The following is a 22,896-nucleotide window of genomic DNA, read 5'->3' as shown; positions in this document are numbered from 1 at the left end:
TATCAGCTATCAGCTATCAGCTATCAGCTATCAGCTATCAGCTATCAGCTATCAGCTATCAGCTATCAGCTATCAGCTATCAGCTATCAGCTATCAGCTCCAAATTTTAACCTTGCAAGGTATAAATTTATATGCAATTGAGAATTTTTTCGTCCGGATAGGAGGGCCATGTAATGTTAACCCCACGAAATAAATCACTGCTAAAATTGATCAGCATTTTCGAATTTCATCGCAGCTGAAAGCTGATAGCTCACAGCTAATACACGTGGTGAGGTTTATGCACAAATCTTTCCGGCGTTTTTTCATTATGCCGTTCATTCATCAGGATATTTTCCAGTGTCCACGCAAGTTTATTTTTGAAGGGATGTTGTCTTACCGGGCAGTCTTCTTTTGAGCAAATAGGGCAGCTCATGGGCAGGCACCCGTCTATGTGAACGAACATTTCCAGGGCATCTCCAAATTCTTTTTTAATAAGGTCCTCCAGCGCGTCTACTTCATAATGTGCATCATGAACAGAGAGATACCAGGGAACGGTCAGGTGGCAGTCAACATGCAGCAGGCTGCCATATTTTATTACACGTAAGTTATGCAGGTCAATCCAGTTTGTCCGCCTGTTTGCGTTAAGCACTGATACCATTTTTTCCAGCAGTTCCATATCGGCCTCGTCCATGATCCCGGCAAGAGAGGAACGCACAATTTTATATCCATTGTAGATCACAATGCCTGCCATGATAAAAGAAATTACCTTATCAAGCCAATATAGCTTTGTATACAGCATGATGATCAATCCTGCAATAATTGCAAGTGTTGAATATGTATCAACTTTTAAATGCTTGCCACTGGCTTCAAGTGCCAGGGATTTGTTACGCCGGCCAATAGCTACACAAATAAATCCGGCGATATAATTTAACACGGCTGTAATACCAACAAGCCAAAGGCCATTGTCAAGCGCTTGCAGTGGTTTGGAGGAGATAAGATTTTGTATGCTTTCATACAGAATAAGAATACCGGCAGAAATAATCAACCCGCCTTCTACAGCAGCCGAAACAAATTCAGCTTTGCCATGACCGTAGGGATGATCAATATCCCGTGGTTTTGAGGCAACCCAAAGACTATACAGGCCAATGAATCCGGCAAGAACGTTTACTATACTTTCCAGGGCATCACTTAATATCGCCAGCGAATGCGTCTGGTAGTATGCTATTATCTTAACCACAAACAATATAACCGACAATGCGGTTATCCATTGCTGTACCTTAAAGTTTTGCTTTGCTGATTCCAATCGAAGTATTTTTCCAGTTTAAAGGATATGAATTGCCGCGTAATGTGTCTGCAAAAATACTCCATACTTTATAAGTTTGGCATGTGCATTTTTATTTAAATAGTACAAACAAAAAAAGGGAACCGAAGTTACCCTTTTTATAAAATTAATCTGATCAGACTATGCCAGTGCTTCATAATTTTTCTGAACAAAATTCCAGTTAACTACGCTCCACCATGCATTAATATAATCAGGTCTTTTGTTCTGATATTTCAGGTAATAAGCGTGTTCCCAAACATCCAGTCCTAACAAAGGCATGCCTTTAAGGTCGCTTACATCCATCAATGGGTTGTCCTGGTTGGGAGTGGAACCAATAACCAGTTTTTTGTCGTTGGTCAACACCAGCCATGCCCAGCCGCTTCCAAACCTGTTTTTACCCGCATCGGTAAACTGCGCTTTAAACGCTTCGAATGAGTTAAAGCTTTTATTTATGGCATCTGCAAGTTTGCCCGTTGGCGCAGTGTTGGAAGACGGAGCAGCCATGCATTGCCAGAACAATTCGTGGTTATAATGTCCCCCAAGATTGTTGCGCATTTTTGTCGAGTATTTGGAGATGCCCGCCAGTATTTCTTCCGGCTTGGTCGACGCTGTATTCACTTTTTCAGCAGTACAGGCTTCGGCAACATTTTTAGCGTAAGTAGCTGCATGTTTAGTATAGTGTATTTCCATTGTCATTGCATCAATGGCAGGCTCTAATGCTGTGTACGCATATGGCAAAGGATTTTGCTGAAAGGATACGCCTTTGGCAGCAAAATGAAATGGCGATTTATAAGACTCTTTCGCCAGTGCTGGTAAGACAGTTGAAGCAAGCCCCGCAGCGATGCCCGCCTTACCTGCAGTTTTAATAAAATCTCTTCTGGAGTTAGTCATATATAAGGTGTTTTTGTATGATGAAATCAGGCTGAAACTTCTTCCGTTTTTTTGAAACGGAGGAAGAATTTACGAACAGTTTTGAAACTGCGATGATAAAATTCTTTATTGAACAACTGGGAATCCCGCATGGCTTTACTTGTCAGAAAAACACCAATTGGTATTAGCACCGCCGTGGAAAGCCACATGCCGGTCATCGGAGAAGTTACCTCTTCTTTTGCAAATTTCTCGCCAAACGTATTTAAAAGGTGAAACAGCACAAAGAACACAATGGCAAAAACCAACGGTGTTCCAAGCCCTCCTTTGCGGATAATTGATCCCAGCGGGGCTCCGATCATAAACAATACAAGACAGGCTACAGACAGCGTGAATTTTCTGTGCCACTCTATTTTATGCTTGTTTAAGGATTGTTTTCTTGTCTTATAATCGTTGTTGATAAGCTCGAGGTTGGTCTTGGTGCTGTTAAGTTCTGACAATACTTTTCCGGTTGCGGCTGTTAGAAAAGAATCGCCGATCACTTTATCAAAGCTGGCTGCTTTTTGAATGGCAACAGTGTCTATTTTTTTCCAGGAACTGTCACGAACTCTTAAGAAGGCGATGTAAGGCTTCAACTCCTTTTCAGTTCTTTTATAAAAGATCGTATCGAGATTTTGCAGAGAATCAATTGAATGATTTAACTGGCGCACAGAAAGCATTTTGGGATCATAATACAAGGAATCTTTTGTTCGCGTAAGCTTAAAGCTGCTTAGGTCAAGCACTTTTTTGTATTGCTTAAAACCCATTCGGGTAAACCTTGTCATGGTTGAATACCTGTTGCCTTCTTCTGAATAACGCCATCCGTTGCGCAATATAAATTCCAGGAAACGTTTGTCCTTTGTTACACGCATAATGCCGCTCTCAGCCATCAAAATATCATCCTGCAATCCATAGTTTTTCTCATAGATAATTACATTATGCACTGTGCTGTCATCCTTGTCTTTCTTGCCCAGTTTTATAACAAAGCCTTCAATCTTGTCATAAAAAACGCCTTCCTTGATATCAAACGCCGGTTTAGCTACAATGATGTCATATTTTAAAGAATTCAATTTTAATTGTGCAACCGGAATGATGTTATTGGTGAATAAAAAAGCCAGGCCGCTAATGAATATAGCGACGATTAATAACGGACGCATAAACCGTAGAAGAGGAATGCCCGCAGATTTTATGGCTACAAGTTCAAAAGTTTCGCCCAGGTTGCCAAATGTCATTATGGATGAGAGCAGGAGTGCCAATGGTAAAGCAAGTGGAACAGCAGTAACCGCCACATAGGAAATCAGTTGCAATATGGTTAAGATATCAAGGCCTTTGCCTATAAGATCGTCTATATACAACCAGAAGAACTGCATGACCAATACAAAAAGCGAGATAAGAAAGGTGGCAAAAAACGGCCCGATAAAAGAACGTATAATGAGAGAGTCAAGTTTTTTTATCACTTTGTATTGATTTCAAAAAAATTACATGAATATAACGGAATAATGTTTTTCAGTGCTGCTCAACAGGTTTGCATTAATCCCTGCACGTTCTACCTTCGTACCTGTTTTTACGGCTGTTATTAAACCCAAATTACATTAATATGGCAAATGTAAACCTTTCGGAGAAGGAAAGATTGCTGATAATGAACACGGATTTTATTTTAACAAAGAAAGCCGTTATTGATAAAGTATGTGTTTTGCTGGGAGAAGTTGCGGAAAATTATCAGAAGCATCTTTCACAACTTGCCGGTCATTTGCCTGCTGAAGTTGTGGCTGTTTCCCCTAAAATCTCCAGGGGTGAACAATACCAAGGCCTTCCTTATGTTATGCTTGACTATCCCCGGGTATTTAAAGGGGGCGATACCTTTGCCGTGCGAACATTTTTCTGGTGGGGTAATTTTTTTAGCATCACGTTGCATTTATCCGGACAATACAAAAGCAACCTGATAGCGAACCTGGCAAAGCATCAGGGTACGTTGGCACAAAAGGGTTGGTATATCTGTGTGAGTACAGATCCCTGGCGCCACCACTTTGAAGAAGATAACTACTTAAGAATTGACGGAGTAACTAACTTGGAAGATATTCTTGGCAGGCAATCGTTTGTAAAAATTGCAAATAAAATCCCACTACAGGAGTGGGATAGCGTAAATATGTTACTATTTGAAGACTTTACATTCCTGTTCACAGCTTTGCTGGAAAAACACTAGTTACCTAAACGGTGAAAGAGGTCCTTGACCTGGTATTCCCACAGTTGGCTTTGGTCTTTAATATCGCCTTTTTCGGCAAAATCTTTAATTACGAGGATAGTCTGGTTAGTTATTTCGGTTTTCTCAATCCTGAATTCAAAAAACTCATCTTTAGGAGCGTGCATCCAATGAAAGCGAATAAATTTTTCCAATTCTTCTTCTACAACTTCTGCTTTTTCTATTGAACCATTCCATGAAAAACTAAAAACATTGTCCCGTTCATCAACCCTGTCGGCAAACCATTCTTGCAATCCTGCCGGAGTTGATAAAAACTCATATAATATGGTAGGAGAGCATCTTACCGGATATTCCAAGGTGTATAACTGTTTTTTTGCCATTTTCTTCTATTAAATCTCTATTCTTTGAAGGCTGCAATAATATTAAATTATTCATACCATAAAAATAATTTTTTGGCAGATGGTTTTGTTAAGGCTTTTAACGGCAAATGTTAAACAATATATGGTAGATAAGCTATTGGTATACAATATTTTATACTAAAATTAATTTGGCCAAAATTAACAGTTTACTTAACTTGCTAGTCTCCAGCTGTCTCATTCTCTCAATGAAAAGATTTAAAGGGACAAATACCTTGTTATATTCTGTAATGCTAAAAAGCTAAGTCTATGAGCATGCGTCAACTCAAGATCACGAAATCTATTACAAATCGTGAATCTCAAAGCCTGGAAAAATACCTGCAGGAAATTGGAAAAGTTGAACTTATATCGCCGGAGGAAGAAGTAAGTCTTGCAGTAAAAATAAAAGAAGGAGATCAGCGATCGCTTGACAGGCTGATAAAAGCAAATCTTAGGTTTGTTGTATCAGTTGCAAAACAGTATCAAAACCAGGGACTATCACTTCCCGATCTTATAAATGAAGGCAACCTTGGTTTAATAAAAGCAGCCCTGAGATTTGATGAAACACGCGGATTTAAATTTATATCGTACGCAGTGTGGTGGATCAGGCAAAGTATTTTACAGGCGCTGGCAGAACAGAGCCGCATCGTCCGCCTTCCATTAAATAAAGTAGGGTTGACAAACAAGATCACTAAAGCATTCCAGCAACTTGAGCAAGAATTTGAACGCGAACCTACACCTGAAGAACTTGCAGAATTACTAGACATAGACATCAACGAAGTTTTTTCCACCATCAATATTGCATCACGTCACGTAAGTATGGATTCTCCACTTGCAGATGGAGAAGACAATACACTTGTTGATGTAATGGAGAATCCGAATGCTGAACGTACGGATGAAAAACTGGAATATCACGAATCGCTAAAGCAGGAAATTGAAAGATCTCTTAGAATATTAACTGAAAGACAAAAAGACGTTGTTTGTTATTTCTTTGGAATTGGCGTTGATCATCCCTTAAGCCTGGAAGATATTGGTGAGCATTTTAATTTAACAAGAGAGCGTGTTAGACAAATTAAAGATAAAGCGCTCATCAAATTAAAATCAACAAGTCGTTGCCGTCAATTACGCGTCTATCTGGGATAAGCATGAACGCTTAACAAAAAATATTTTGTTATGAATTTCAGCAAGCTATTTCAGTACCACAATTGTATGTACACTAGCTAACCAACTACAAAAGATATTATTTTAATTTTTTGGAAAGAAATGAGCCTGACGGATAAGTCAGGCTTTTTTGTTATTAAAAAAATTACATTTACACAAGATCCATATCCGGTTATGCGTATAATGGTAATACCGATAGGGCTAAAAAAAGACTGATATGAAATATATCTGGATATTATTTTTTTTGTTCGCAGGACAATTGCATGCGCAAAAAATGGTTGCAGAATGTACCATAGAATATAAAGTGGAAGTGAAGAATAATAACGTTGTTAAAGGCGGCACAAGCTCAAGGTTTCAATACCTGAAAGGCAAGAAGGTTCGCATAGATATAATGACGGATGCGTTTACGCAAAAAGAAATTTACGATCTTAACACGGGAGATGCCGTTGTATTAAAAGAAGTTGGCGCCAACAAATATATGAGTCAGTTGACACGCGACAAATGGATGCAGCAATTTGAAAAATTCAAAGGGATTAAACCAACGCCTGCAGCGGAAACAAAAACAATTCTCGGATATGAATGCAAAAAGGCGTTTGCTAAACTGGATGACGATGTAAAATTCACCATTTACTACACCACAGCGATTGTGCCTTCGGCATCTGAAAATCCTTACCTGGCCGAAGCGGTTCCCGGATTTATCTTACAGTATGAAATGGCGAACGAAAAAACGAAGAATAACATTACTTATACGGCAACCAAAATAAGTTTTAGTCCGGTGCCTTCTGCGCTCTTTGATATACCAACAACCGGCTACCGGATTTTAAAGTAACCAGAAAACTATATTAAATAAAAAAGCAACCTTTTGGGTTGCTTTTAAAATGTTTATGACTACATCTTATCTGATATTCGGAGCTGTTGGTGTTCTGAATTTTGGCACTTTTACTTTGTACTTGTATGGGTAAACAAAAGTGGTATTTCCATTTTCCATTCTTATCATAGAACTTACTTCAGGAACCTCTGGTGTAACACTTGTTGGGTTTGTGGTGCTGCCGCTAGCAGGAACATACCCTGGAAGTGTTAAATTTAAAGTTCCCTTAAACTGGTAGTTACTGTTCTTCATGAAAGAAAGTGAGAACGCCGTTTTTGAAATTTTATTCAGATTTTTAAGCGAAAACTTATTCTTATCGTCCTTATCTGAACTTCCTGTAAAAGAACCCATAGCAAAATGCACGGTGAGTGTTGAAACAAGCACCGTTAAAATAGCGATATGAGTTAATTTCTTTGTCATCTAATGCAAAATTAGCATTTTATTTAGAATTGAAAAATTTTTTCACCGCCAAATTGTGCCTGTTTATCCCCTGCTTTATAAAAATTTTGGAAAATGGAAAATTTGATATTAACTTGAGCTAACCTGTAACACATGCAAGAATATCCATACCAGGAAGATAGAGACGAATTGGACGATTTACTCAGGCAATATGAAGAGCTACGCTCCGGCAAGGCAAGCTCTTTTCTGGAGGAAGATGCATACGAGCGCATCATAGATCACTATGACGACAAAAGTGACCTGAATAAAGCCCTGGAAGTTGCCGAAACCGGCCTCGAGTATTTTCCCTTCTCTTCCCAGCTATTGATTAAGAAAGCAGACTTACTTTTAGCCACAAGACATTACAACGAAGCACTTGAAGTGCTGGAACATGCCGAACTCTACGACAGTTCCGATATTAACCTGTATATACTGAAAACAGATGCCTATCTGGCTTTGGATCAGCAAGAGAAAGCAGTGGTCCTTCTGCAGGAAGCGCTCTTGTTGTTTGAAGGCGAAGAGCGGCTGGAGCTTTTGTTTGAGCTGGCAGATGTGTATGATGATTATGAAGAATTTGACAAAGTATTCGATTGCCTGCGACTGATTCTTGAGCAGGAACCCAATAATGAGGAGGCACTTTACAAAATTTGCTTCTGGACGGATTTTACCGGAAGAAATGAAGAGAGCATCCGCCTGCATCTTTCCATAATCGAAGATTTTCCCTACAATGAATTGGCCTGGTTTAACCTGGGGGCCGCCTACCAGGGGCTGAAGTTGTATGAAAAGGCCATTGATGCGTACCAATATGCAGTTGTAATTGATGAGAAGTTTGATTACGCATACCGCAATATGGGTGATGCATATATCAGGCTGAGAAAATATAAGGAAGCGATAGATTGCCTGGAGAAGGTGCTTGAACTAACAAGGCCGGAAGAAGTGATCTACGAAGCCATCGGCCATTGTTATCACAGGCTGAATAAATATGCGCAGGCGCGCTTTCATTATAGAAAAGCTTCTCACATGAACCAGGAGGATAGTAAGCTTTACTATAAAATTGCCCTGACTTATATTAATGAGCGGCAGTGGGAGAGTGCTATAAAACAATTGGAAACTGCAATGCGCATTCAGCGGAATGTGCCTGAATTTTATCTCGCTATGGGAGAATGCCATGTGCAGATGGAAAATTTTAAGGAGGCAATTAATTGCTTTAGCATAGTTGTAAGAAACAGATCCAAAAATATAGCCGGCTGGGAGGCGCTTATCCGCTGCCTGTATAAGGCGGAATATTACGGTGAAGCAGCCAATCAATGTCTTGCAGCAATGGCCGCAACCGAAAATAAAGCAGTATTTTATTTTTATTATAGCGCATGCCTTTTTGCAGAAGGAAGATCAAAAGAAGCCTTGCTGCAATTGGAAAACGGAATGGAAAAAGCCCCCAAGCTTTTAAAGAAGTTTATTGAGCTGAATCCATCCAGTCTACAAAATAATCAGATTGTGGATCTCCTTGCCAGGTATAAAAAATCCCACAAGATCTGAGCGCCTGAGCCGGAGTGTGTATTACTTCCAACATCACATAAACGCAAACGAAAATTGCCGGGATAAAGCATTTTGCCACACGCTTTGTCCTGAAACCAGTTTGAATAAAAAAAAGTGACCGAAAATAGGGCACTGTAGACCGAAATAAACGATCAATGATCTTCGTCTCAGTTATTTAGGCCGCCTTACCTTATTTTTGCAGCCGCAAAACAATATGTGTAATGAATTTTAATTTATCTCAAATACCCGAACGCAACCAAAAGCCCAGGAACTCCGGTATCACTATGGTGATGGATAAAGGCCTGAGCATAAATGAAGTAGAGAATTTTTTGAGTATAGCTCATGTTCATGTAGATATTGTGAAGCTAGGATTTGGAACGTCGTACGTAACTCCCAATTTGCGTGAGAAAATCGAAGTGTATAAAAACTACAATATTCCCATTTACTTTGGTGGTACCCTGTTTGAAGCTTTCCTGATCAGAAACCAGTTCAATGATTACGTTGAGATCTGTAAAGATTATGGTGTGTCTTTCATTGAAGTAAGTGACGGTTCAATAACTATCCCACATGCCGAGAAATGCGGTTATATTGAGAAATTAACGCAGTATGCCACTGTTTTAAGTGAAGTGGGTAGCAAAGATGCAGAACACATTATTCCTCCGTATAAATGGATCGAATTAATGCGCGCTGAATTGGAAGCTGGTTCTTCTTATGTTATTGCAGAAGCCCGTGAAGCCGGTAATGTTGGTATCTATCGTGGAAGCGGTGAAGTAAGGGAAGGTTTGGTAAACGAAATTCTGACACAGATTCCTGGCGAAAAAATTATCTGGGAAGCACCTCAAAAAGCTCAACAGTTATATTTTCTGGAATTATTGGGCTGCAATGTTAACCTCGGAAATATTGCGCCAACAGAAGTAATTCCTTTGGAAACAATGCGTATTGGTTTACGTGGAGATACTTTCCATCTATATCTTAACAACGAAACTGCGCAGTAATGCCAAAATACGGTTTGATAGGGTATCCTTTAGGGCATTCGTTCTCGCAAAAGTATTTTACAGAAAAATTTCTGCAGGAAGGAATAGAAAACGTTTCATTTGAAAACTTTTCTATTCCTTCTATTGAAGATTTAGACGACGTTTTGCTGAACAATCCTGATCTTAAAGGATTGGCTGTTACAATTCCTTATAAAAAGCAGGTGATGGATTACCTGGATGAAACTGATGCTGCGGTGAAGCAAATTGGCGCGTGCAACTGTATCACCATCCGGAATGGAAAGCTTACCGGCTACAATACCGATATAATTGGATTTGAACAGTCGTTTATCAGACATCTTCAACCACATCACAAACAAGCGCTGATATTGGGAACAGGTGGTGCCGCTTTAGCAATTGAATACGTTTTGAATAAGCTCAGCATTCCTTTTCAGTATGTATCGCGCAGACAGCAGGATAATACAATCACTTATTCATCGATTACAGAAAGTATCATCGACAACCACAAGATCATAATTAATTGTACGCCGTTAGGGACATATCCCGAAGTAAATGAATGTCCGCCCTTGCCTTACGAATTTCTTACCGAACGGCATTATTTATACGATCTTGTATACAATCCGCCTCTTACACGCTTTTTAAAAGAAGGTGCTGAACGCGGCGCCGTAATCCAGAACGGCTATGATATGCTTGTGCTGCAGGCCGAGGCTAATTGGGAAATTTGGAATGCGTCTTGACCAGGATTTATAGGATTTGAGGATCAGCGGGATTGTTATTATTGCTGATTCATATTAAGGCAGAAGATTAGAAAATACCATGCGTCAAATCCCTTTACCCAATTCCTGTTTTCAAATAAATCCCGTATATCCCTTAATCATTTTAATCCAAATCAAGGCAAAACACTCCATCACACTTCTTTTATCTAAATTCCTGTTTTCAAATAAATCCCGTATATCCCTTAATCATTTAAATCCAGATCAAGACAAAAAATCAGCCGCCTTTTATCTAAATTCCTGTTTTCAAATAGATCCCGTATATCCCTTAATCATTTTAATCCAAATCAAGACAATAAAAATCCGAATCACGCATTCAACTTTTCTTCACAATCCATGCGGCAGAACCTCGCATATAATTTTTCGTAAACCGGAACTATGTTGTGTATATCAAAATGGCTGGCCTGTTCAAATGCGTGTTGCTTAAATTCCTGCAGCAACGCCTCATTGCTTAAAAGCTCGATTGCTTTTTGAGTCATTGCATTAGTATCGCCCACATTGGTGAGATAACCCGTTTTCCCCTCAATATTTACTTCAGGCAACCCACCGGCATTGGTACTTATTACAGGAACTTTTGCGGCCATCGCTTCCAACGCTGCTAACCCAAAGCTTTCATAATTGGAAGGAAGTAAAAACAGATCAGCAATTGCGTAGATCTCTTCTATTTGTTCTTGCTTACCAAGAAAACGTACATCATCATGCAGGTTAAGATCTTTTACCATTGTTTCCATTGCCGATCTTTCCGGTCCGTCGCCGACCATCAACAACTTGCTAGGCACTTTGGGATGAATACCAGCAAAAGTTGTGATCACATCCTCCACGCGTTTTACCGATCTGAAGTTGGATGCATGAATAATGATCTTCTCGCCGTTAGGCGCAATTACTTTTCTAAAGGCATCGATCGGCTTCTTATCAAAACGGCTCATGTCAACGAAGTTGTAGATAACTTCAATCTCCTTTGTTATTTTAAACCATTTGAATGTCTCTTCACGGAGATTTTCCGAAACTGCTGTTATGGCATCTGATTCATTAATGGAGAAGGTAACTACCGGCTCGTACATTTTATTACGGCCCACAAGGGTAATATCAGTTCCATGCAAAGTTGTGATTACGGGAATATTGCGACCTCTTTTTTGAGCGATCTGTTTTGCCATGTAAGCTGCTGAAGCATGAGGAATGGCATAATGTACGTGTAACAGATCAAGATCATGATTTAAGATTACATCTACCATAGTACTCGCGAGAGCAACTTCATAGGGAGAATAATCAAATAGCGGATAAGCCGGCACGCGCACCTCATGGTAATAGATATTGGCACTAAATACGTTTAACCTTACCGGTTGCTGGTATGTAATAAAATGAACTGAATGTCCTTTATCTGCCAAAGCCTTTCCTAATTCTGTAGCCAATACCCCGCTACCGCCAAAAGTGGGATAGCAAACTATACCTATGCGCATGTGAATGTATTTACAGCAAAATAACAATATTTGTTCCTAAGTGAAAACCGGTAATCATGTCAGGTAACCGTTTTATAATATGAATTCACCGGCTTTTAAAAATCACCTATATATTTGAAGACAAAACCAGGATTTCACCAATTATAACCTACATGAAGAAAACGTTACTGCTTTTGGCCCTGTTACCTGTTTTTAGCTATGCACAAGATCTGTTAACAGACTCATTGTTTATAAAGAATTTATCTGATAATGTTTTAACAAACAGGGCAGCTTACAACAATTTATATTATCTCACAAAGAAAATTGGGGGGCGGCTTGCAGGATCTCCTCAAATGGTAAAAGCAGAACAGTGGGGAGCGGAAGCACTTAAAGCTGCAGGCGCAGATAAAGTCACATTACAGGAATGTATGGTTCCGCATTGGGTGCGTGGCGGCAAGGATAAGGCGTCTGTCTCTTATACTGAGAACGGCAAACAACAAACAATGCAATTAAATGTATTAGCATTGGGTAATTCTGTTGGTTCCGGAGTCCGTGGCGTAAAAGCTCCGTTGATAAGGATTACATCATTTGATGATCTTGAAGCAAAAAAAGATCAGTTAAAGGGCAAGATTGTTTTTTATTCTGTTCCATTTGATGAGGAGTTCATCCACACGTTTGAAGCTTATGGAAAGAATGTTATTTATCGTGCCATAGGCGCAAGCCGGGCTGCACAATACGGAGCTGTTGCAGTATTGGTGCGATCCATGTCTCACTCTATGGACAATAATCCACACACGGGCGCATTGCATTATTTGGACAGTATCCCCAAAATTCCTGCCGCTGCGGTTGGCTTACGCGATATGGAAAAGCTGGATACCCTGTTCACAAAAAGTAAATCTATAACAGCACAGTTATTTACTTACGGAAAAATGCTACCGGACACAATTGGTCATAATGTCATTGGCGAAATAACCGGTTCGGAATATCCTGATCAATATATAACCGTTGGCGGCCACCTTGATAGCTGGGATGTTAACGAAGGCGCAACCGATGATGGAGCCGGAATCGTGCAAACTATAGAAATACTTCGTGCATTTAAAGCCACAGGTTTCAGGCCTAAGCATACGATTCGTTTTGTGTTGTTTGCGAATGAAGAAAATGGAACGCGCGGTGGTGAAAAATATGCAGCAGTAGCCAAAATAAATAAGGAAAAACATGTATTCGCCCTGGAAAGTGATGCGGGAGGATTTACACCAAGAGGTTTTAGTCTTGAATTGCCTGCCAGCGCCTGGAGCAAAGTGAACAGTTGGAAACCATTTTTTGCCCCTTACGGGGTTACAGATTTTGAAGATGGAGGTGGAGGAGAAGACATAAGGTCTTTGGGAGAACAATTAAAAACGCCGGTTGGCGAACTAAGGCCGGATAGTCAGCGTTATTTTGATTTGCATCATTCCGCGGGTGATGTTCTCGAAGCCGTAAACATTCGTGAACTAAAGCTGGGTGCAATTAACATGGCTGCTTTATTGTATCTTGTAGATAAATACGGACTTTGAGGCAATGTACGATGCAGATGTACGATGTTAGATGTACGGTGTTAGATATACGATGTTAGGAGTACGATGTCAGATATATTGAGCCGCGACCTAAAATCAAATCAATAAAAATGAAAAAGAGAATTTTCAGGAACATTATAATCATCCTTGTATTATTTCTGATTGTTTTTTGCTATTTCCGTTTTTTCTGGGTTTTTGGTGAAGCAACGAAGGCTGGTAATTTGAATTACTTCATGAAAAAAGGCTATGTCTTTAAGACCTATGAAGGCAAGATTATTCAGAGTGGTTTTAAAGCCAATGTGCAGAGCAACGAATTTGAATTTAGTGTTGTCAACGAAAAAGTCGCCCATACTTTACTGGAAGCTGCCGGAAAAGAAGTTGTTCTCCATTATAAAGAATACCAGGGCGCCCTTCCCTGGCGCGGTATGCAAAAATTTATTGTTGACAGCATTTATGAAATCAGAAGCATGGAGGGGGAGACGGTAATAAAACCCAAATAATGTACGATGTACGGTTTTAGATGTACGATGTGGGGAGAGGACGGTATCAGGCGTCAGGTATCAGGCATAAGGCTTTAGGAAGTGAATAAGGAGATTTTTAATAAACAATTAAACAAGCCGTCGTTGTGACTAGATTTCTGGTCATTGCGACGGCTTCTTATTTTCTTACCATCTTACTGTCTTACGCGTCTTACATGTCTTACTGTCTTACACGTCTTACGGTCTTCCCAAGAGAAATATCGCCGGCCTCTTGTGCAACTCTGGCAGTGGCTGTTGCTTCCATTGCTGGACGGTTTTGGTTATGATGCTTTGTGTGCTGGCCGTGATATCCACGGCGATGCACAGGCGGGATTCATTCCTGCAGGTACTTAAAATATCTTTGACCAATTGATTATTCCGGTAAGGGGTTTCAATAAAAATTTGGGTGCAATTCTTCTTTTGCATCTCGGCCTCGAGGTCTTTCAAGCTCTTTTTCCTGGCAGCATTATCAATGGGAAGATATCCGTTGAATTGAAAGCATTGTCCATTCATGCCACTAGCCATTAACGCCAATAATATTGAACTGGGACCAACAAGCGGATGTACGGTAGCTCCAAGTTGCTGAGCTCTTTCAACCAGCAGCTGCCCCGGATCTGCAACACCCGGACAGCCGGCTTCGCTGACAATTCCGATCGTTTGCCCGTTTTTCAGGTGGCTACCAAAAGCTTCTTTTACTTCGTCCTCTGCCTTGTGGATGGTGTACCATTTATAATCATCGATCACCATTTCTTTCCAGATCTTCTTAAAAAAGCGCCTTGCAGTCTTTTCATTTTCTGCGAAAAATACCTGGCACTGCCTTATTCCGTCCAAAATATATGGAGGTATTGTTTCAAGTGCCTGATCTTCATCCGCTAATACTGTTGGAATTAAAATAACTTTTCCGGTCATAATACAAAAGTAGTATGGCGAGTCTTACTTAAAATAAATATCTCGAAATCATAATGTCATAACTAACACATCATTTCGAACGATGATATCACCCGCCTGGCCTTGGCAGTTTTAAGCTTTGGGCTTTAAGCTCTAAGCTTTTTCTTCTCTCAAGCTCAGCGTTGCAGCAATAACTGCATATGCAGGTGCAAACACCCAACCAATAACGGGAACAAGATGCATCAGGTAAAAAATCAAGCCATTGCCAATCGCAAGGCCGCGATGATTATTAATAAAGTAGATGCTCTCTGAAGCACTCATTTTTTGCCGTTCGCAAGTATAATCCAACATGGAGAAGCCATAATAATAACACTCCAAAAACATGGCAACCATCGGCATGGCCCAACCGACAAGCGGGATAAAAGATAGGAATACAATGCTGATGGTGTAAATAGTCTGCCAAAGGGTGTTCCTCAGTGCAATTTTTATTCCTCTGACAATATCATGAGCTAACTGCCTGAAGGAGAATGGAAAATCCCGCCCTTCCAGGATCGACGTTGTTTTTTCACTTAAGTAAGCAAAAACGGGAGAACCAACGATCAGCCATAAATATTTAAAAAGTGAGAAGTAAAAGAGCATCAACACCAGCCACAGAATCAATCCGGAAATAGCAAATAAAAAGCTCAAAAAACTACTTTGCATTTTTTCCAGCCAAACGGTAAGGTGCGTTACATTTTTTATCCATTCGATTGCATTATTGGCACTCTTTCCGAAAAAATACATGCTAACAATGAATAGTATTGCGTATATAAACCCTGGGATCAGGATCCATTTCCATAATTTATTTTCCCTTATAAACTGGTGAGCTTTAAAATAAGATTGTATAGCAATAATGATCTCTTTTAGCACAAAAGGGTAATTTAGTGGATAAATATAGGAGAATTGGAAGGTAAAATAGAGAATTCAGCAAACGAAATAGGGAAGTGGGACATATTACAAGCTGATTTTTACAGGCAGAAATCCGTGGTGTCGATCGCAAAGAACTTACTCGGGAAAATACTGGTTACCACGTTTGATGGAAAGCTCACCGCCGGAAGGATAGTTGAAACCGAGGCATATAACGGGGAAGTAGATAAAGCTTCTCACGCCTGGAACGGTCGCCGCACCAACCGGACCGAAATAATGTACGCAATGGGAGGAACGTCTTATGTTTATTTATGCTATGGAATTCACCATCTTTTTAATGTTGTAACAAATGAAGAAGATATCCCTCATGCTATTCTCATAAGGGCACTTGATCCGATGATCGGCATCGACCTGATGCTGAAACGGACTGGAAAAAAGAAACTGGATTATACGCTGACCAGGGGACCGGGAAATGTATCCAAAGCCATGGGCATCTATACATGTCATTCAGGAATAAGTTTGCTGGAAGGAGACATTTTTATTGCCGACGATCATTTCAAATTAAGATCATCGGAAATTGCGGCCACGCCGAGAATAGGGGTGGACTATGCCGGTGATGATGCGATGCTCCCTTACCGCTTTATTATAAAAAACAATAATTTTGTGAGCGGCAAAAAGCCAAAATCCTAAAAAACTCCTGAAAAATGGCCTTTTGAGGAAAAAAACTTTAGAAAAAGCTTGTCTGATAAAATATATCCACATACCTTTGCGCTCCCAATCAAATTTTGGGTATAGGCTATGTCTCAGAGAATCAGAATTAAATTACAATCATACGATCACAATCTGGTAGATAAATCTGCCGAGAAAATCGTTAAGACTGTGCGCAGCACAGGAGCAGTAGTTACAGGTCCAATTCCCTTGCCTACACGCAAGAAAATTTTCACTGTATTACGCTCACCTCACGTGAATAAGAAGAGCCGTGAACAGTTCCAGTTATGTACACACAAACGTTTACTGGATATCTACACTACATCATCAAGAACGGTTGACGCTTTAAGTAAGTTGGATCTGCCTTCTGGTGTTGAAGTAGAGATCAAAGCCTGATGACTTGGCTTGTCAATGACAAGCTTCAAAAGTTCTAAGTTCTTATAAATAGCATCATCTCTCAAAATTCCGGGGAACTGTAGCCGGGAAGAAAAGAGCTCTGATCATAATTTAAGTTAGCTCTGAGTTAACGATCATTAAATATAAACAAGCCCTTCGAGGTTTGTTTACCTTCAGTACTTCCCCAGAAAGGAAAAGGTTGAAGGCAAACAGAGGATTGAATCACACAGTCAAACGGTGTGATGTCCTTACAACCTGCGGGGCTAAAACCGCAAACAAATGAAAGGTATTATTGGTAAAAAAATTGGGATGACCAGCATCTTCGGCGCAGACGGAAAACAGACCGCTTGCACGATCATCGAAGCTGGTCCCTGCGTTGTAACCCAGGTGAAAACCGAAGATTCAGATGGTTACACTGCATTACAATTAGCGTTTGGCGACAAGAAAGAAAAGCATTCAAACAAAGCTGAAACAAATCACTTCGCAAAAGCCAACACTCCGGCTAAAAGCTTTGTAAAAGAATTCCGCGATTATTCAATTGACAAAAATATTGGTGAAACTGTTACCGTAGACATTTTTGCTGAAGGCGAATCTGTTGACGTAGTTGGTACTACAAAAGGTAAAGGTTTTCAGGGTGTTGTAAAACGCCATGGCTTTAGTGGTGTGGGTGAGCAATCTCACGGACAGCACGATCGTCAGAGAGCTCCTGGTTCTATCGGTGGTTCTTCTTATCCTTCCCGCGTATTCAAAGGTATGAGAATGGCTGGCCGCATGGGTGGCGATAGAGTGAAAGTAAAAGGCCTGAAAGTGATTAAAATCTTCGCTGATAAGAATTATATCCTAGTTAGCGGTTCTGTTCCCGGCCACAACGGTTCAATCGTTTTAATCCAGAAGTAAACTTTAATCTGATTTTGAAATGCAAGTAGAAGTTTTAAATACAAAAGGACAAACAACCGGTAGAACTGTTGAGTTACCGGATGAAATATTCGGTGTTGAGCCTAATGACCACGTAATCTATCTGGCTGTTAAACAATACCAGGCAGCTCAGCGTCAGGGCACACACAAAGTAAAAACACGTGCAGAAGTTAAAGGTGCAAGCCGTAAACTGCACCGTCAAAAAGGTACTGGTGGTTCCCGTAAAGGTAACATCCGCAACCCTTTATACAAAGGTGGTGGTACGATCTTCGGACCTAAACCACACGGTTACGACTTTAAGCTGAACAAGAAAGTTAAAGACCTTGCTAAAGTAAGCGCTTTAAGTTATAAAGCTAAAGACAATGCAATTGTAGTAGTGGAAGATGTAAACCTGGATTCACCTAAAACCAAACATTTGGTTGAAGTGCTGAAAAGTTTAAATGTTGCCGGCAAGAAAGCATTGTTCGTATTGCCTGAATACAATGACAATCTTTACCTGAGCTTACGTAACGTACCGGCTGTTGAAGGTACATTACTGGCAGACATCAACACTTACGACATCGTAAATGCAGATGTAGTGGTATTAACTGAAAATGCAGCTAAGATCTTCGCCGAAGAAGATGCTGTTGCAGAAGCTTAATTTGACTAACGTTTCAACTGAATAAAAATGAAACTGAGCGAAATATTAATAAAACCTATTCTTACAGAAAAAGCAAACGCGCAACAGGAAAAACTGACCCGCTATGCTTTCAAAGTTGCACGTAAAGCTAACAAGCTGGAAATTAAAAAAGCTATCGAAACGTTTTACGGTGTAACAGTGCTGGACGTGAACACTTTGGTTGTTCCTGGTAAGAATAAGACAAAATTCACTAAAGCCGGATTTGTAAAAGGTCAGAAGCCTGCATACAAAAAAGCAATGGTTACTATTGCTGAAGGCGAGAGCATTGATTTGTACGCTAATATTTAATTCTATAGCCGCGAAGCTGAAAAATTCGCATAAAAAGTAATAACAAATGGCATTAAGAAAGTTTAAACCGGTAACCGCTGGTACTCGTTGGAGAATCGGTAATGCGTATGCCGAGATAACAACTAACGAGCCTGAAAAGAGCCTGTTAGAGCCAATTCATAGCACAGGTGGCCGTAACGCACAGGGCCGTCGCGCTATGCGCTACATGGGTGGTGGTAACAAAAAGCACTATCGTGTAATTGACTTCAAACGTAACAAAAGAGATATTGAAGCTACTGTAGTTTCAATTGAATACGATCCAAACCGTTCAGCATTCATCTCTTTGTTAGAGTATGCTGATGGTGAAAAAAGATATATCCTGGCTCCTCAGGGCATCCAGGTAGGTCAGAAGATCATTGCTGGTAACAGCGTGGCTCCTGAAATCGGAAATGCACTTCAGATGAAGTTCATGCCTTTAGGTACAAACATCCACAACATCGAATTACAACCTAACCAGGGTGGTAAACTTGTAAGAAGCGCTGGTGCTTCTGCACAGTTAACCAACAAGGAAGAAAAATACGCTGTATTGAAAATGCCTTCTGGTGAGTTGAGAAAAATATTGATCGAGTGTTATGCAACTGTTGGTGTAGTAAGCAACAGCGACCATAATCTTGAGACTGCCGGTAAAGCTGGTAGAAATCGTTGGAAAGGAGTTCGTCCTCGCGTTCGTGGTGTTGCCATGAACCCTGTAGATCACCCAATGGGTGGTGGTGAAGGTAGAGCTTCAGGTGGACATCCAAGAAGCCGTACCGGTAAGTATGCGAAAGGATTGAAAACGCGTTCTACTCACAAGGGAAGCAGCAAACTGATCATCCAACGCAGAGACGGTAGCAAACTTAAATAGTAGCACCAGGAACAAAACGAATTTCGAAATCTAAAATTTACAATCGACTATGGGTCGTTCGATTAAAAAAGGTCCTTACGTTGACAGTAACCTGGAAACTAAGGTGTTAGCCATTAACGAAGGCAAAAACAAAAAATCCGTGATCAAAACATGGAGCCGTCGTTCTACAATTACACCGGATTTCGTTGGTCATACATTCGCTGTACACAACGGAAACAAGTTCATCCCGGTTTACGTAACAGAATTTATGGTTGGTCACAAATTAGGTGAATTTGCTCCAACCAGGAATTTTAAAGGTCACGCAGGAACTAAGAAATAATTAATTTCTGATTGTTGAAATGCTATACAGACAACAATCACAAAGCAGAAATAAAAAGAAAATGGAAGCAGTAGCAAAATTGAAAAATTATCCTACAGGTCCGCGCAAAATGCGCTTACTGGCCGATGTGGTTCGCGGAATGCAGGTGGAAAAAGCTCTTGCTATACTAGAGCATCATCCTCAGCATAACGCTGTGCCTTTGGCTAAGCTGTTAAAGAGCGCAATCAGCAACTGGGAGCAAAAGAATGGTGGCAGCGCTGCTGATTCAAACCTTGTAGTGAAAACTGTTTTTGTTGATGGTGCACGTGTACTAAAACGCATGCGTCCTGCTCCACAGGGCCGTGGCTACAGAGTACGCAAACGTAGCAACCATGTAACTATAATCGTTGATTCAAATAATTAATAAAACCTATTAATCCATAATATGGGTCAGAAAGCAAATCCTATTGGTAACAGGTTAGGTATCATCCGCGGATGGGAAAGTAACTGGTATGGTGGTAAAAAAGATTTTGCTACCAAACTTATAGAGGATAACAAAATAAGAACATACCTGAACGCACGTATTAACAAAGGCGGTATATCTAAGATTGTTATTGAACGTACACTGGGTAAGTTAATTGTAACTATCCACACATCCAAACCTGGTATCATCATAGGAAAAGGTGGTAACGAGGTTGATAGAATTAAAGAAGAACTGAAAAAGCTAACAGGTAAAGACGATGTTCAGATCAACATTCTGGAAATCCGTCGTCCTGAACTGGATGCGAATATCGTTGGCGATACCATTGCCAGACAAATTGAAAACCGTATCAGCTACAAGCGCGCTATCAAGATGGCTATTGCTTCTGCGTTGCGCATGGGTGCTGAAGGTATCAAGATCAAGGCAAGCGGTCGTTTAGGCGGTGCGGAAATCGCTCGTTCTGAAGAGATCAAACAAGGCCGTGTTCCTTTGCACACCTTGCGTATGGATATCGACTACGCTTCAGTATACGCTTTAACAGTATATGGTAAGATCGGTATTAAAGTGTGGATCTGTAAGGGTGAAGTTTTAGGTAAACGCGAATTGAACCCCAACTTTACTGGTGGTAAGAGTGATGTAAGTGATAGAAGAGACAGAAGAGAAGGCGGAGAAAGACACCACGACAGAAGACCAGGCGGCGACAGAAGAGGTGGTGGTGATAGAAGAGACAGAAGAGGGTAATTCAATAAGTTACCGGTAACCGTAAAGGTTCCGGTTGTGATAAACAATAATTGACAAGCCAAGAGGAAGCTGTCCTCCGCTGGCAACTCAAAAATAAAACAAGATGTTACAGCCAAAAAGAACAAAACATAGAAAGGCGCAAAAGGGCCGCATAAGAGAAGTTGCCAAAAGAGGCACTACCATTTCCTTTGGTTCTTATGCACTGAAAGCTGTTGAACCAATCTGGTTGAACAACCGTCAGATAGAAGCTGCCCGCCAGGCTATGACACGTGCAATGAAAAGGGAAGGTAATGTTTGGATACGTATATTCCCTGACAAACCAATTACCCGCAAGCCACTTGAAGTGAGGATGGGTAAAGGTAAAGGTAACCCAGAGTTTTGGGCTGCAGTAGTTGAACCAGGACGCATATTGTTTGAGGTTGACGGTGTATCTCAGCAGGTTGCTGAAGAAGCAATGCACCTGGCAGCACAGAAATTGCCGATCAAAACAAAATTTGTTGTAAGAAGAGACTTGCAGGCTTAATTCTAAAAACGTTTCAGCAATGGCTAAAAAATTTGAATTTAACAAGAGCATTAAAGATCTAAGCGAAGCAGATTTGAAAGCTCGCATCCAGGAAGATCAGCTTCGTTTAAAGAAGCTTGAATTTGCTCATGCTATCTCTCCGCTTGAGAGCCCTGTTAGCATTCGCAATCTTAGAAGGGACGTTGCACGTTTGAAGTCCGAATTAAGAAAAAGAGAACTGGTAAAATAAGCTGTGAACCTTGAACAGGACATCTGTTCGGGTGATTAATAAAGTTGCTCCGCAAAAACGGAGCTAAAGCTAAAAAAAACAAAAATGGCCGAAAGAAATTTGCGTAAAACAAGGATTGGGGTTGTTAGCAGCAACAAAATGGAAAAAACCATCACTGTAGCTGTTGAGAGAAAAGTAAAACACCCTATCTACGGTAAGTTCGTAAAAAAGACTACCAAGTTTCATGCTCATGATGAAAAGAATGAGTGCACTATCGGTGATGTGGTAAGGATTATGGAAACTCGTCCTTTAAGCAAAACCAAGCGTTGGAGACTGGTGGAGATCGTAGAAAAAGCCAAATAATTTTATTTAAGCTGTGAGCTTGAGCTATAGTCTTCGAGCACTCAGCCTCTGAACAAATTCATTATCGCTAAGAGCATATTGCTCGCAGCTATAAAGCTAAAAGCTTAGTAAAATGATTCAGCAAGAAAGCAGATTAAACGTAGCGGATAACAGTGGTGCCAAAGAGGTACTGTGTATCAGGGTTTTAGGTAACTCCGGACAGGACTACGCTAAAATAGGTGACAAAATTGTAGTAACCGTAAAAGATGCCATCGCAGGCGGCGGCGTTAAAAAAGGTACTGTTTCTAAAGCAGTTATCGTACGCACTACCAACAAGTTACGTCGTAAAGATGGTTCTTATATCCGTTTCGATGATAACGCCGTTGTTTTACTCAATAACTCAGATGAGCCAAGAGGCACACGTATCTTCGGACCAGTAGCGAGAGAATTGAGGGATAAAGGATATATGAAAATCATTTCTCTGGCGCCGGAAGTACTATAAAAAATAGTATCAGGTAAGTGAATTTTTTGATTTACCTTTGCCGCCCGAAAAAGGAAACAAGG

The 22,896-nt window shown here is 40.5% G+C and carries 29 protein-coding genes; 21 read left to right on the top strand and 8 right to left on the bottom strand.

The window, feature by feature from the left end:
* Positions 1 to 256: 256 nt before the first annotated feature.
* The 3 genes from QTN47_RS10625 to QTN47_RS10615 form a co-directional block, all read right to left on the bottom strand.
* Positions 257 to 1,282 carry a cation diffusion facilitator family transporter gene (locus QTN47_RS10625; protein ID WP_369329339.1) on the bottom strand — a complete coding sequence of 342 codons (1,026 nt, stop codon included), beginning with the start codon at positions 1,280 to 1,282 and terminating at the stop codon, positions 257 to 259.
* Positions 1,283 to 1,441: 159 nt separating this feature from the next.
* Positions 1,442 to 2,191: a superoxide dismutase gene (locus QTN47_RS10620; RefSeq protein ID WP_369329338.1), complete on the bottom strand. Its 750-nt coding sequence runs from the start codon at positions 2,189 to 2,191 to the stop codon at positions 1,442 to 1,444.
* Positions 2,192 to 2,217: 26 nt separating this feature from the next.
* Positions 2,218 to 3,663 carry an LptF/LptG family permease gene (locus QTN47_RS10615; protein WP_369329337.1) on the bottom strand — a complete coding sequence of 482 codons (1,446 nt, stop codon included), beginning with the start codon at positions 3,661 to 3,663 and terminating at the stop codon, positions 2,218 to 2,220.
* 140 nt (positions 3,664 to 3,803) lie between these two features.
* Between QTN47_RS10615 and QTN47_RS10610 the strand changes: the two genes are divergently transcribed.
* Complete coding sequence (locus tag QTN47_RS10610; RefSeq protein ID WP_369329336.1) at positions 3,804 to 4,409, top strand: hypothetical protein; 606 nt, start codon at positions 3,804 to 3,806, stop codon at positions 4,407 to 4,409.
* Here QTN47_RS10610 and QTN47_RS10605 read toward each other — a convergent pair.
* The gene (locus tag QTN47_RS10605) at positions 4,406 to 4,786 is read right to left on the bottom strand and encodes an START-like domain-containing protein (protein ID WP_369329335.1); all 381 of its coding nucleotides are present in this window, start codon (positions 4,784 to 4,786) and stop codon (positions 4,406 to 4,408) included. The genes QTN47_RS10610 and QTN47_RS10605 overlap by 4 nt on opposite strands.
* 285 nt (positions 4,787 to 5,071) lie before the next feature.
* Between QTN47_RS10605 and QTN47_RS10600 the strand changes: the two genes are divergently transcribed.
* Positions 5,072 to 5,944 carry a sigma-70 family RNA polymerase sigma factor gene (locus QTN47_RS10600; protein WP_369329334.1) on the top strand — a complete coding sequence of 291 codons (873 nt, stop codon included), beginning with the start codon at positions 5,072 to 5,074 and terminating at the stop codon, positions 5,942 to 5,944.
* Positions 5,945 to 6,179: 235 nt separating this feature from the next.
* Entirely contained in the window at positions 6,180 to 6,791 is a 612-nt protein-coding gene (locus QTN47_RS10595) for a hypothetical protein (protein WP_369329333.1), read from the top strand.
* 66 nt (positions 6,792 to 6,857) lie between these two features.
* Here the strand turns inward: QTN47_RS10595 and QTN47_RS10590 are convergent, their stop codons facing one another.
* A complete protein-coding gene (locus QTN47_RS10590; RefSeq protein ID WP_369329332.1) occupies positions 6,858 to 7,250 on the bottom strand; it encodes a hypothetical protein in 393 nt (130 codons plus the stop codon).
* Between the two features lie 132 nt (positions 7,251 to 7,382).
* On the opposite strand from QTN47_RS10590, the gene QTN47_RS10585 reads away from it, so the two are divergent.
* From QTN47_RS10585 to QTN47_RS10575, 3 genes are all read left to right on the top strand, one after another.
* A complete protein-coding gene (locus tag QTN47_RS10585; protein WP_369329331.1) occupies positions 7,383 to 8,804 on the top strand; it encodes a tetratricopeptide repeat protein in 1,422 nt (473 codons plus the stop codon).
* A 221-nt stretch (positions 8,805 to 9,025) separates the two neighbouring features.
* Positions 9,026 to 9,799, top strand: coding sequence for a phosphosulfolactate synthase (locus tag QTN47_RS10580; protein ID WP_369329330.1), 774 nt, complete (start codon positions 9,026 to 9,028; stop codon positions 9,797 to 9,799).
* The gene (locus QTN47_RS10575; protein ID WP_369329329.1) at positions 9,799 to 10,533 is read left to right on the top strand and encodes a shikimate dehydrogenase family protein; all 735 of its coding nucleotides are present in this window, start codon (positions 9,799 to 9,801) and stop codon (positions 10,531 to 10,533) included. Before QTN47_RS10580 ends, QTN47_RS10575 begins: the two co-directional genes overlap by 1 nt.
* Before the next feature lie 344 nt (positions 10,534 to 10,877).
* Here the strand turns inward: QTN47_RS10575 and bshA are convergent, their stop codons facing one another.
* Positions 10,878 to 12,026: an N-acetyl-alpha-D-glucosaminyl L-malate synthase BshA gene (gene bshA, locus QTN47_RS10570; protein ID WP_369329328.1), complete on the bottom strand. Its 1,149-nt coding sequence runs from the start codon at positions 12,024 to 12,026 to the stop codon at positions 10,878 to 10,880.
* 152 nt (positions 12,027 to 12,178) lie between these two features.
* Between bshA and QTN47_RS10565 the strand changes: the two genes are divergently transcribed.
* The gene (locus QTN47_RS10565; protein WP_369329327.1) at positions 12,179 to 13,558 is read left to right on the top strand and encodes a M20/M25/M40 family metallo-hydrolase; all 1,380 of its coding nucleotides are present in this window, start codon (positions 12,179 to 12,181) and stop codon (positions 13,556 to 13,558) included.
* Between the two features lie 110 nt (positions 13,559 to 13,668).
* Positions 13,669 to 14,058, top strand: a complete 390-nt coding sequence (locus QTN47_RS10560; protein ID WP_369329326.1) for a DUF8785 domain-containing protein — start codon at positions 13,669 to 13,671, stop codon at positions 14,056 to 14,058.
* Positions 14,059 to 14,274: 216 nt separating this feature from the next.
* On the opposite strand, the gene QTN47_RS10555 is transcribed toward QTN47_RS10560, so the two are convergent.
* Together QTN47_RS10555 and QTN47_RS10550 are read right to left on the bottom strand one after the other, a co-directional pair.
* Positions 14,275 to 14,985, bottom strand: coding sequence for an SAM-dependent methyltransferase (locus QTN47_RS10555; RefSeq protein WP_369329325.1), 711 nt, complete (start codon positions 14,983 to 14,985; stop codon positions 14,275 to 14,277).
* Between the two features lie 132 nt (positions 14,986 to 15,117).
* Positions 15,118 to 15,873, bottom strand: a complete 756-nt coding sequence (locus QTN47_RS10550; RefSeq protein ID WP_369329324.1) for an EI24 domain-containing protein — start codon at positions 15,871 to 15,873, stop codon at positions 15,118 to 15,120.
* Positions 15,874 to 15,906: 33 nt separating this feature from the next.
* Between QTN47_RS10550 and QTN47_RS10545 the strand changes: the two genes are divergently transcribed.
* From QTN47_RS10545 to rplN, 13 genes are all read left to right on the top strand, one after another.
* The gene (locus QTN47_RS10545) at positions 15,907 to 16,560 is read left to right on the top strand and encodes a DNA-3-methyladenine glycosylase (protein ID WP_369329323.1); all 654 of its coding nucleotides are present in this window, start codon (positions 15,907 to 15,909) and stop codon (positions 16,558 to 16,560) included.
* Between the two features lie 108 nt (positions 16,561 to 16,668).
* Positions 16,669 to 16,974 carry a 30S ribosomal protein S10 gene (rpsJ, locus tag QTN47_RS10540; protein WP_153796548.1) on the top strand — a complete coding sequence of 102 codons (306 nt, stop codon included), beginning with the start codon at positions 16,669 to 16,671 and terminating at the stop codon, positions 16,972 to 16,974.
* A 279-nt stretch (positions 16,975 to 17,253) separates the two neighbouring features.
* Positions 17,254 to 17,871: a 50S ribosomal protein L3 gene (rplC, locus tag QTN47_RS10535; RefSeq protein ID WP_369329322.1), complete on the top strand. Its 618-nt coding sequence runs from the start codon at positions 17,254 to 17,256 to the stop codon at positions 17,869 to 17,871.
* Positions 17,872 to 17,890: 19 nt separating this feature from the next.
* Positions 17,891 to 18,529 carry a 50S ribosomal protein L4 gene (gene rplD, locus QTN47_RS10530; RefSeq protein ID WP_369329321.1) on the top strand — a complete coding sequence of 213 codons (639 nt, stop codon included), beginning with the start codon at positions 17,891 to 17,893 and terminating at the stop codon, positions 18,527 to 18,529.
* A gap of 27 nt (positions 18,530 to 18,556) precedes the next feature.
* Positions 18,557 to 18,856, top strand: a complete 300-nt coding sequence (rplW, locus tag QTN47_RS10525) for a 50S ribosomal protein L23 (protein WP_369329320.1) — start codon at positions 18,557 to 18,559, stop codon at positions 18,854 to 18,856.
* Positions 18,857 to 18,902: 46 nt separating this feature from the next.
* Positions 18,903 to 19,739, top strand: coding sequence for a 50S ribosomal protein L2 (rplB, locus tag QTN47_RS10520; RefSeq protein WP_369329319.1), 837 nt, complete (start codon positions 18,903 to 18,905; stop codon positions 19,737 to 19,739).
* Between the two features lie 49 nt (positions 19,740 to 19,788).
* On the top strand, positions 19,789 to 20,058 hold the full coding sequence (rpsS, locus tag QTN47_RS10515; protein WP_369329318.1) for a 30S ribosomal protein S19: 270 nt from the start codon (positions 19,789 to 19,791) through the stop codon (positions 20,056 to 20,058).
* Between the two features lie 61 nt (positions 20,059 to 20,119).
* Positions 20,120 to 20,461 carry a 50S ribosomal protein L22 gene (gene rplV, locus QTN47_RS10510; protein WP_369329317.1) on the top strand — a complete coding sequence of 114 codons (342 nt, stop codon included), beginning with the start codon at positions 20,120 to 20,122 and terminating at the stop codon, positions 20,459 to 20,461.
* 21 nt (positions 20,462 to 20,482) lie between these two features.
* Positions 20,483 to 21,259, top strand: a complete 777-nt coding sequence (rpsC, locus tag QTN47_RS10505; RefSeq protein WP_369329316.1) for a 30S ribosomal protein S3 — start codon at positions 20,483 to 20,485, stop codon at positions 21,257 to 21,259.
* Positions 21,260 to 21,362: 103 nt separating this feature from the next.
* Positions 21,363 to 21,782 (top strand): 50S ribosomal protein L16, encoded by a 420-nt coding sequence (rplP, locus tag QTN47_RS10500; protein ID WP_369329315.1) that lies wholly within the window; start codon positions 21,363 to 21,365, stop codon positions 21,780 to 21,782.
* A gap of 19 nt (positions 21,783 to 21,801) precedes the next feature.
* A complete protein-coding gene (rpmC, locus tag QTN47_RS10495) occupies positions 21,802 to 22,011 on the top strand; it encodes a 50S ribosomal protein L29 (protein ID WP_369329314.1) in 210 nt (69 codons plus the stop codon).
* Positions 22,012 to 22,095: 84 nt separating this feature from the next.
* Positions 22,096 to 22,353 carry a 30S ribosomal protein S17 gene (gene rpsQ / locus QTN47_RS10490; RefSeq protein ID WP_369329313.1) on the top strand — a complete coding sequence of 86 codons (258 nt, stop codon included), beginning with the start codon at positions 22,096 to 22,098 and terminating at the stop codon, positions 22,351 to 22,353.
* A gap of 112 nt (positions 22,354 to 22,465) precedes the next feature.
* Complete coding sequence (gene rplN / locus QTN47_RS10485) at positions 22,466 to 22,834, top strand: 50S ribosomal protein L14 (protein WP_153796537.1); 369 nt, start codon at positions 22,466 to 22,468, stop codon at positions 22,832 to 22,834.
* Positions 22,835 to 22,896 lie beyond the last annotated feature (62 nt).

This window comes from Danxiaibacter flavus, assembly GCF_041060425.1.
Lineage (GTDB): Bacteria > Bacteroidota > Bacteroidia > Chitinophagales > Chitinophagaceae > Danxiaibacter > Danxiaibacter flavus.
The sequence above is the reverse complement of the archived record's forward strand: the minus strand, read 5'-3'. Positions and strand labels throughout refer to the sequence as shown.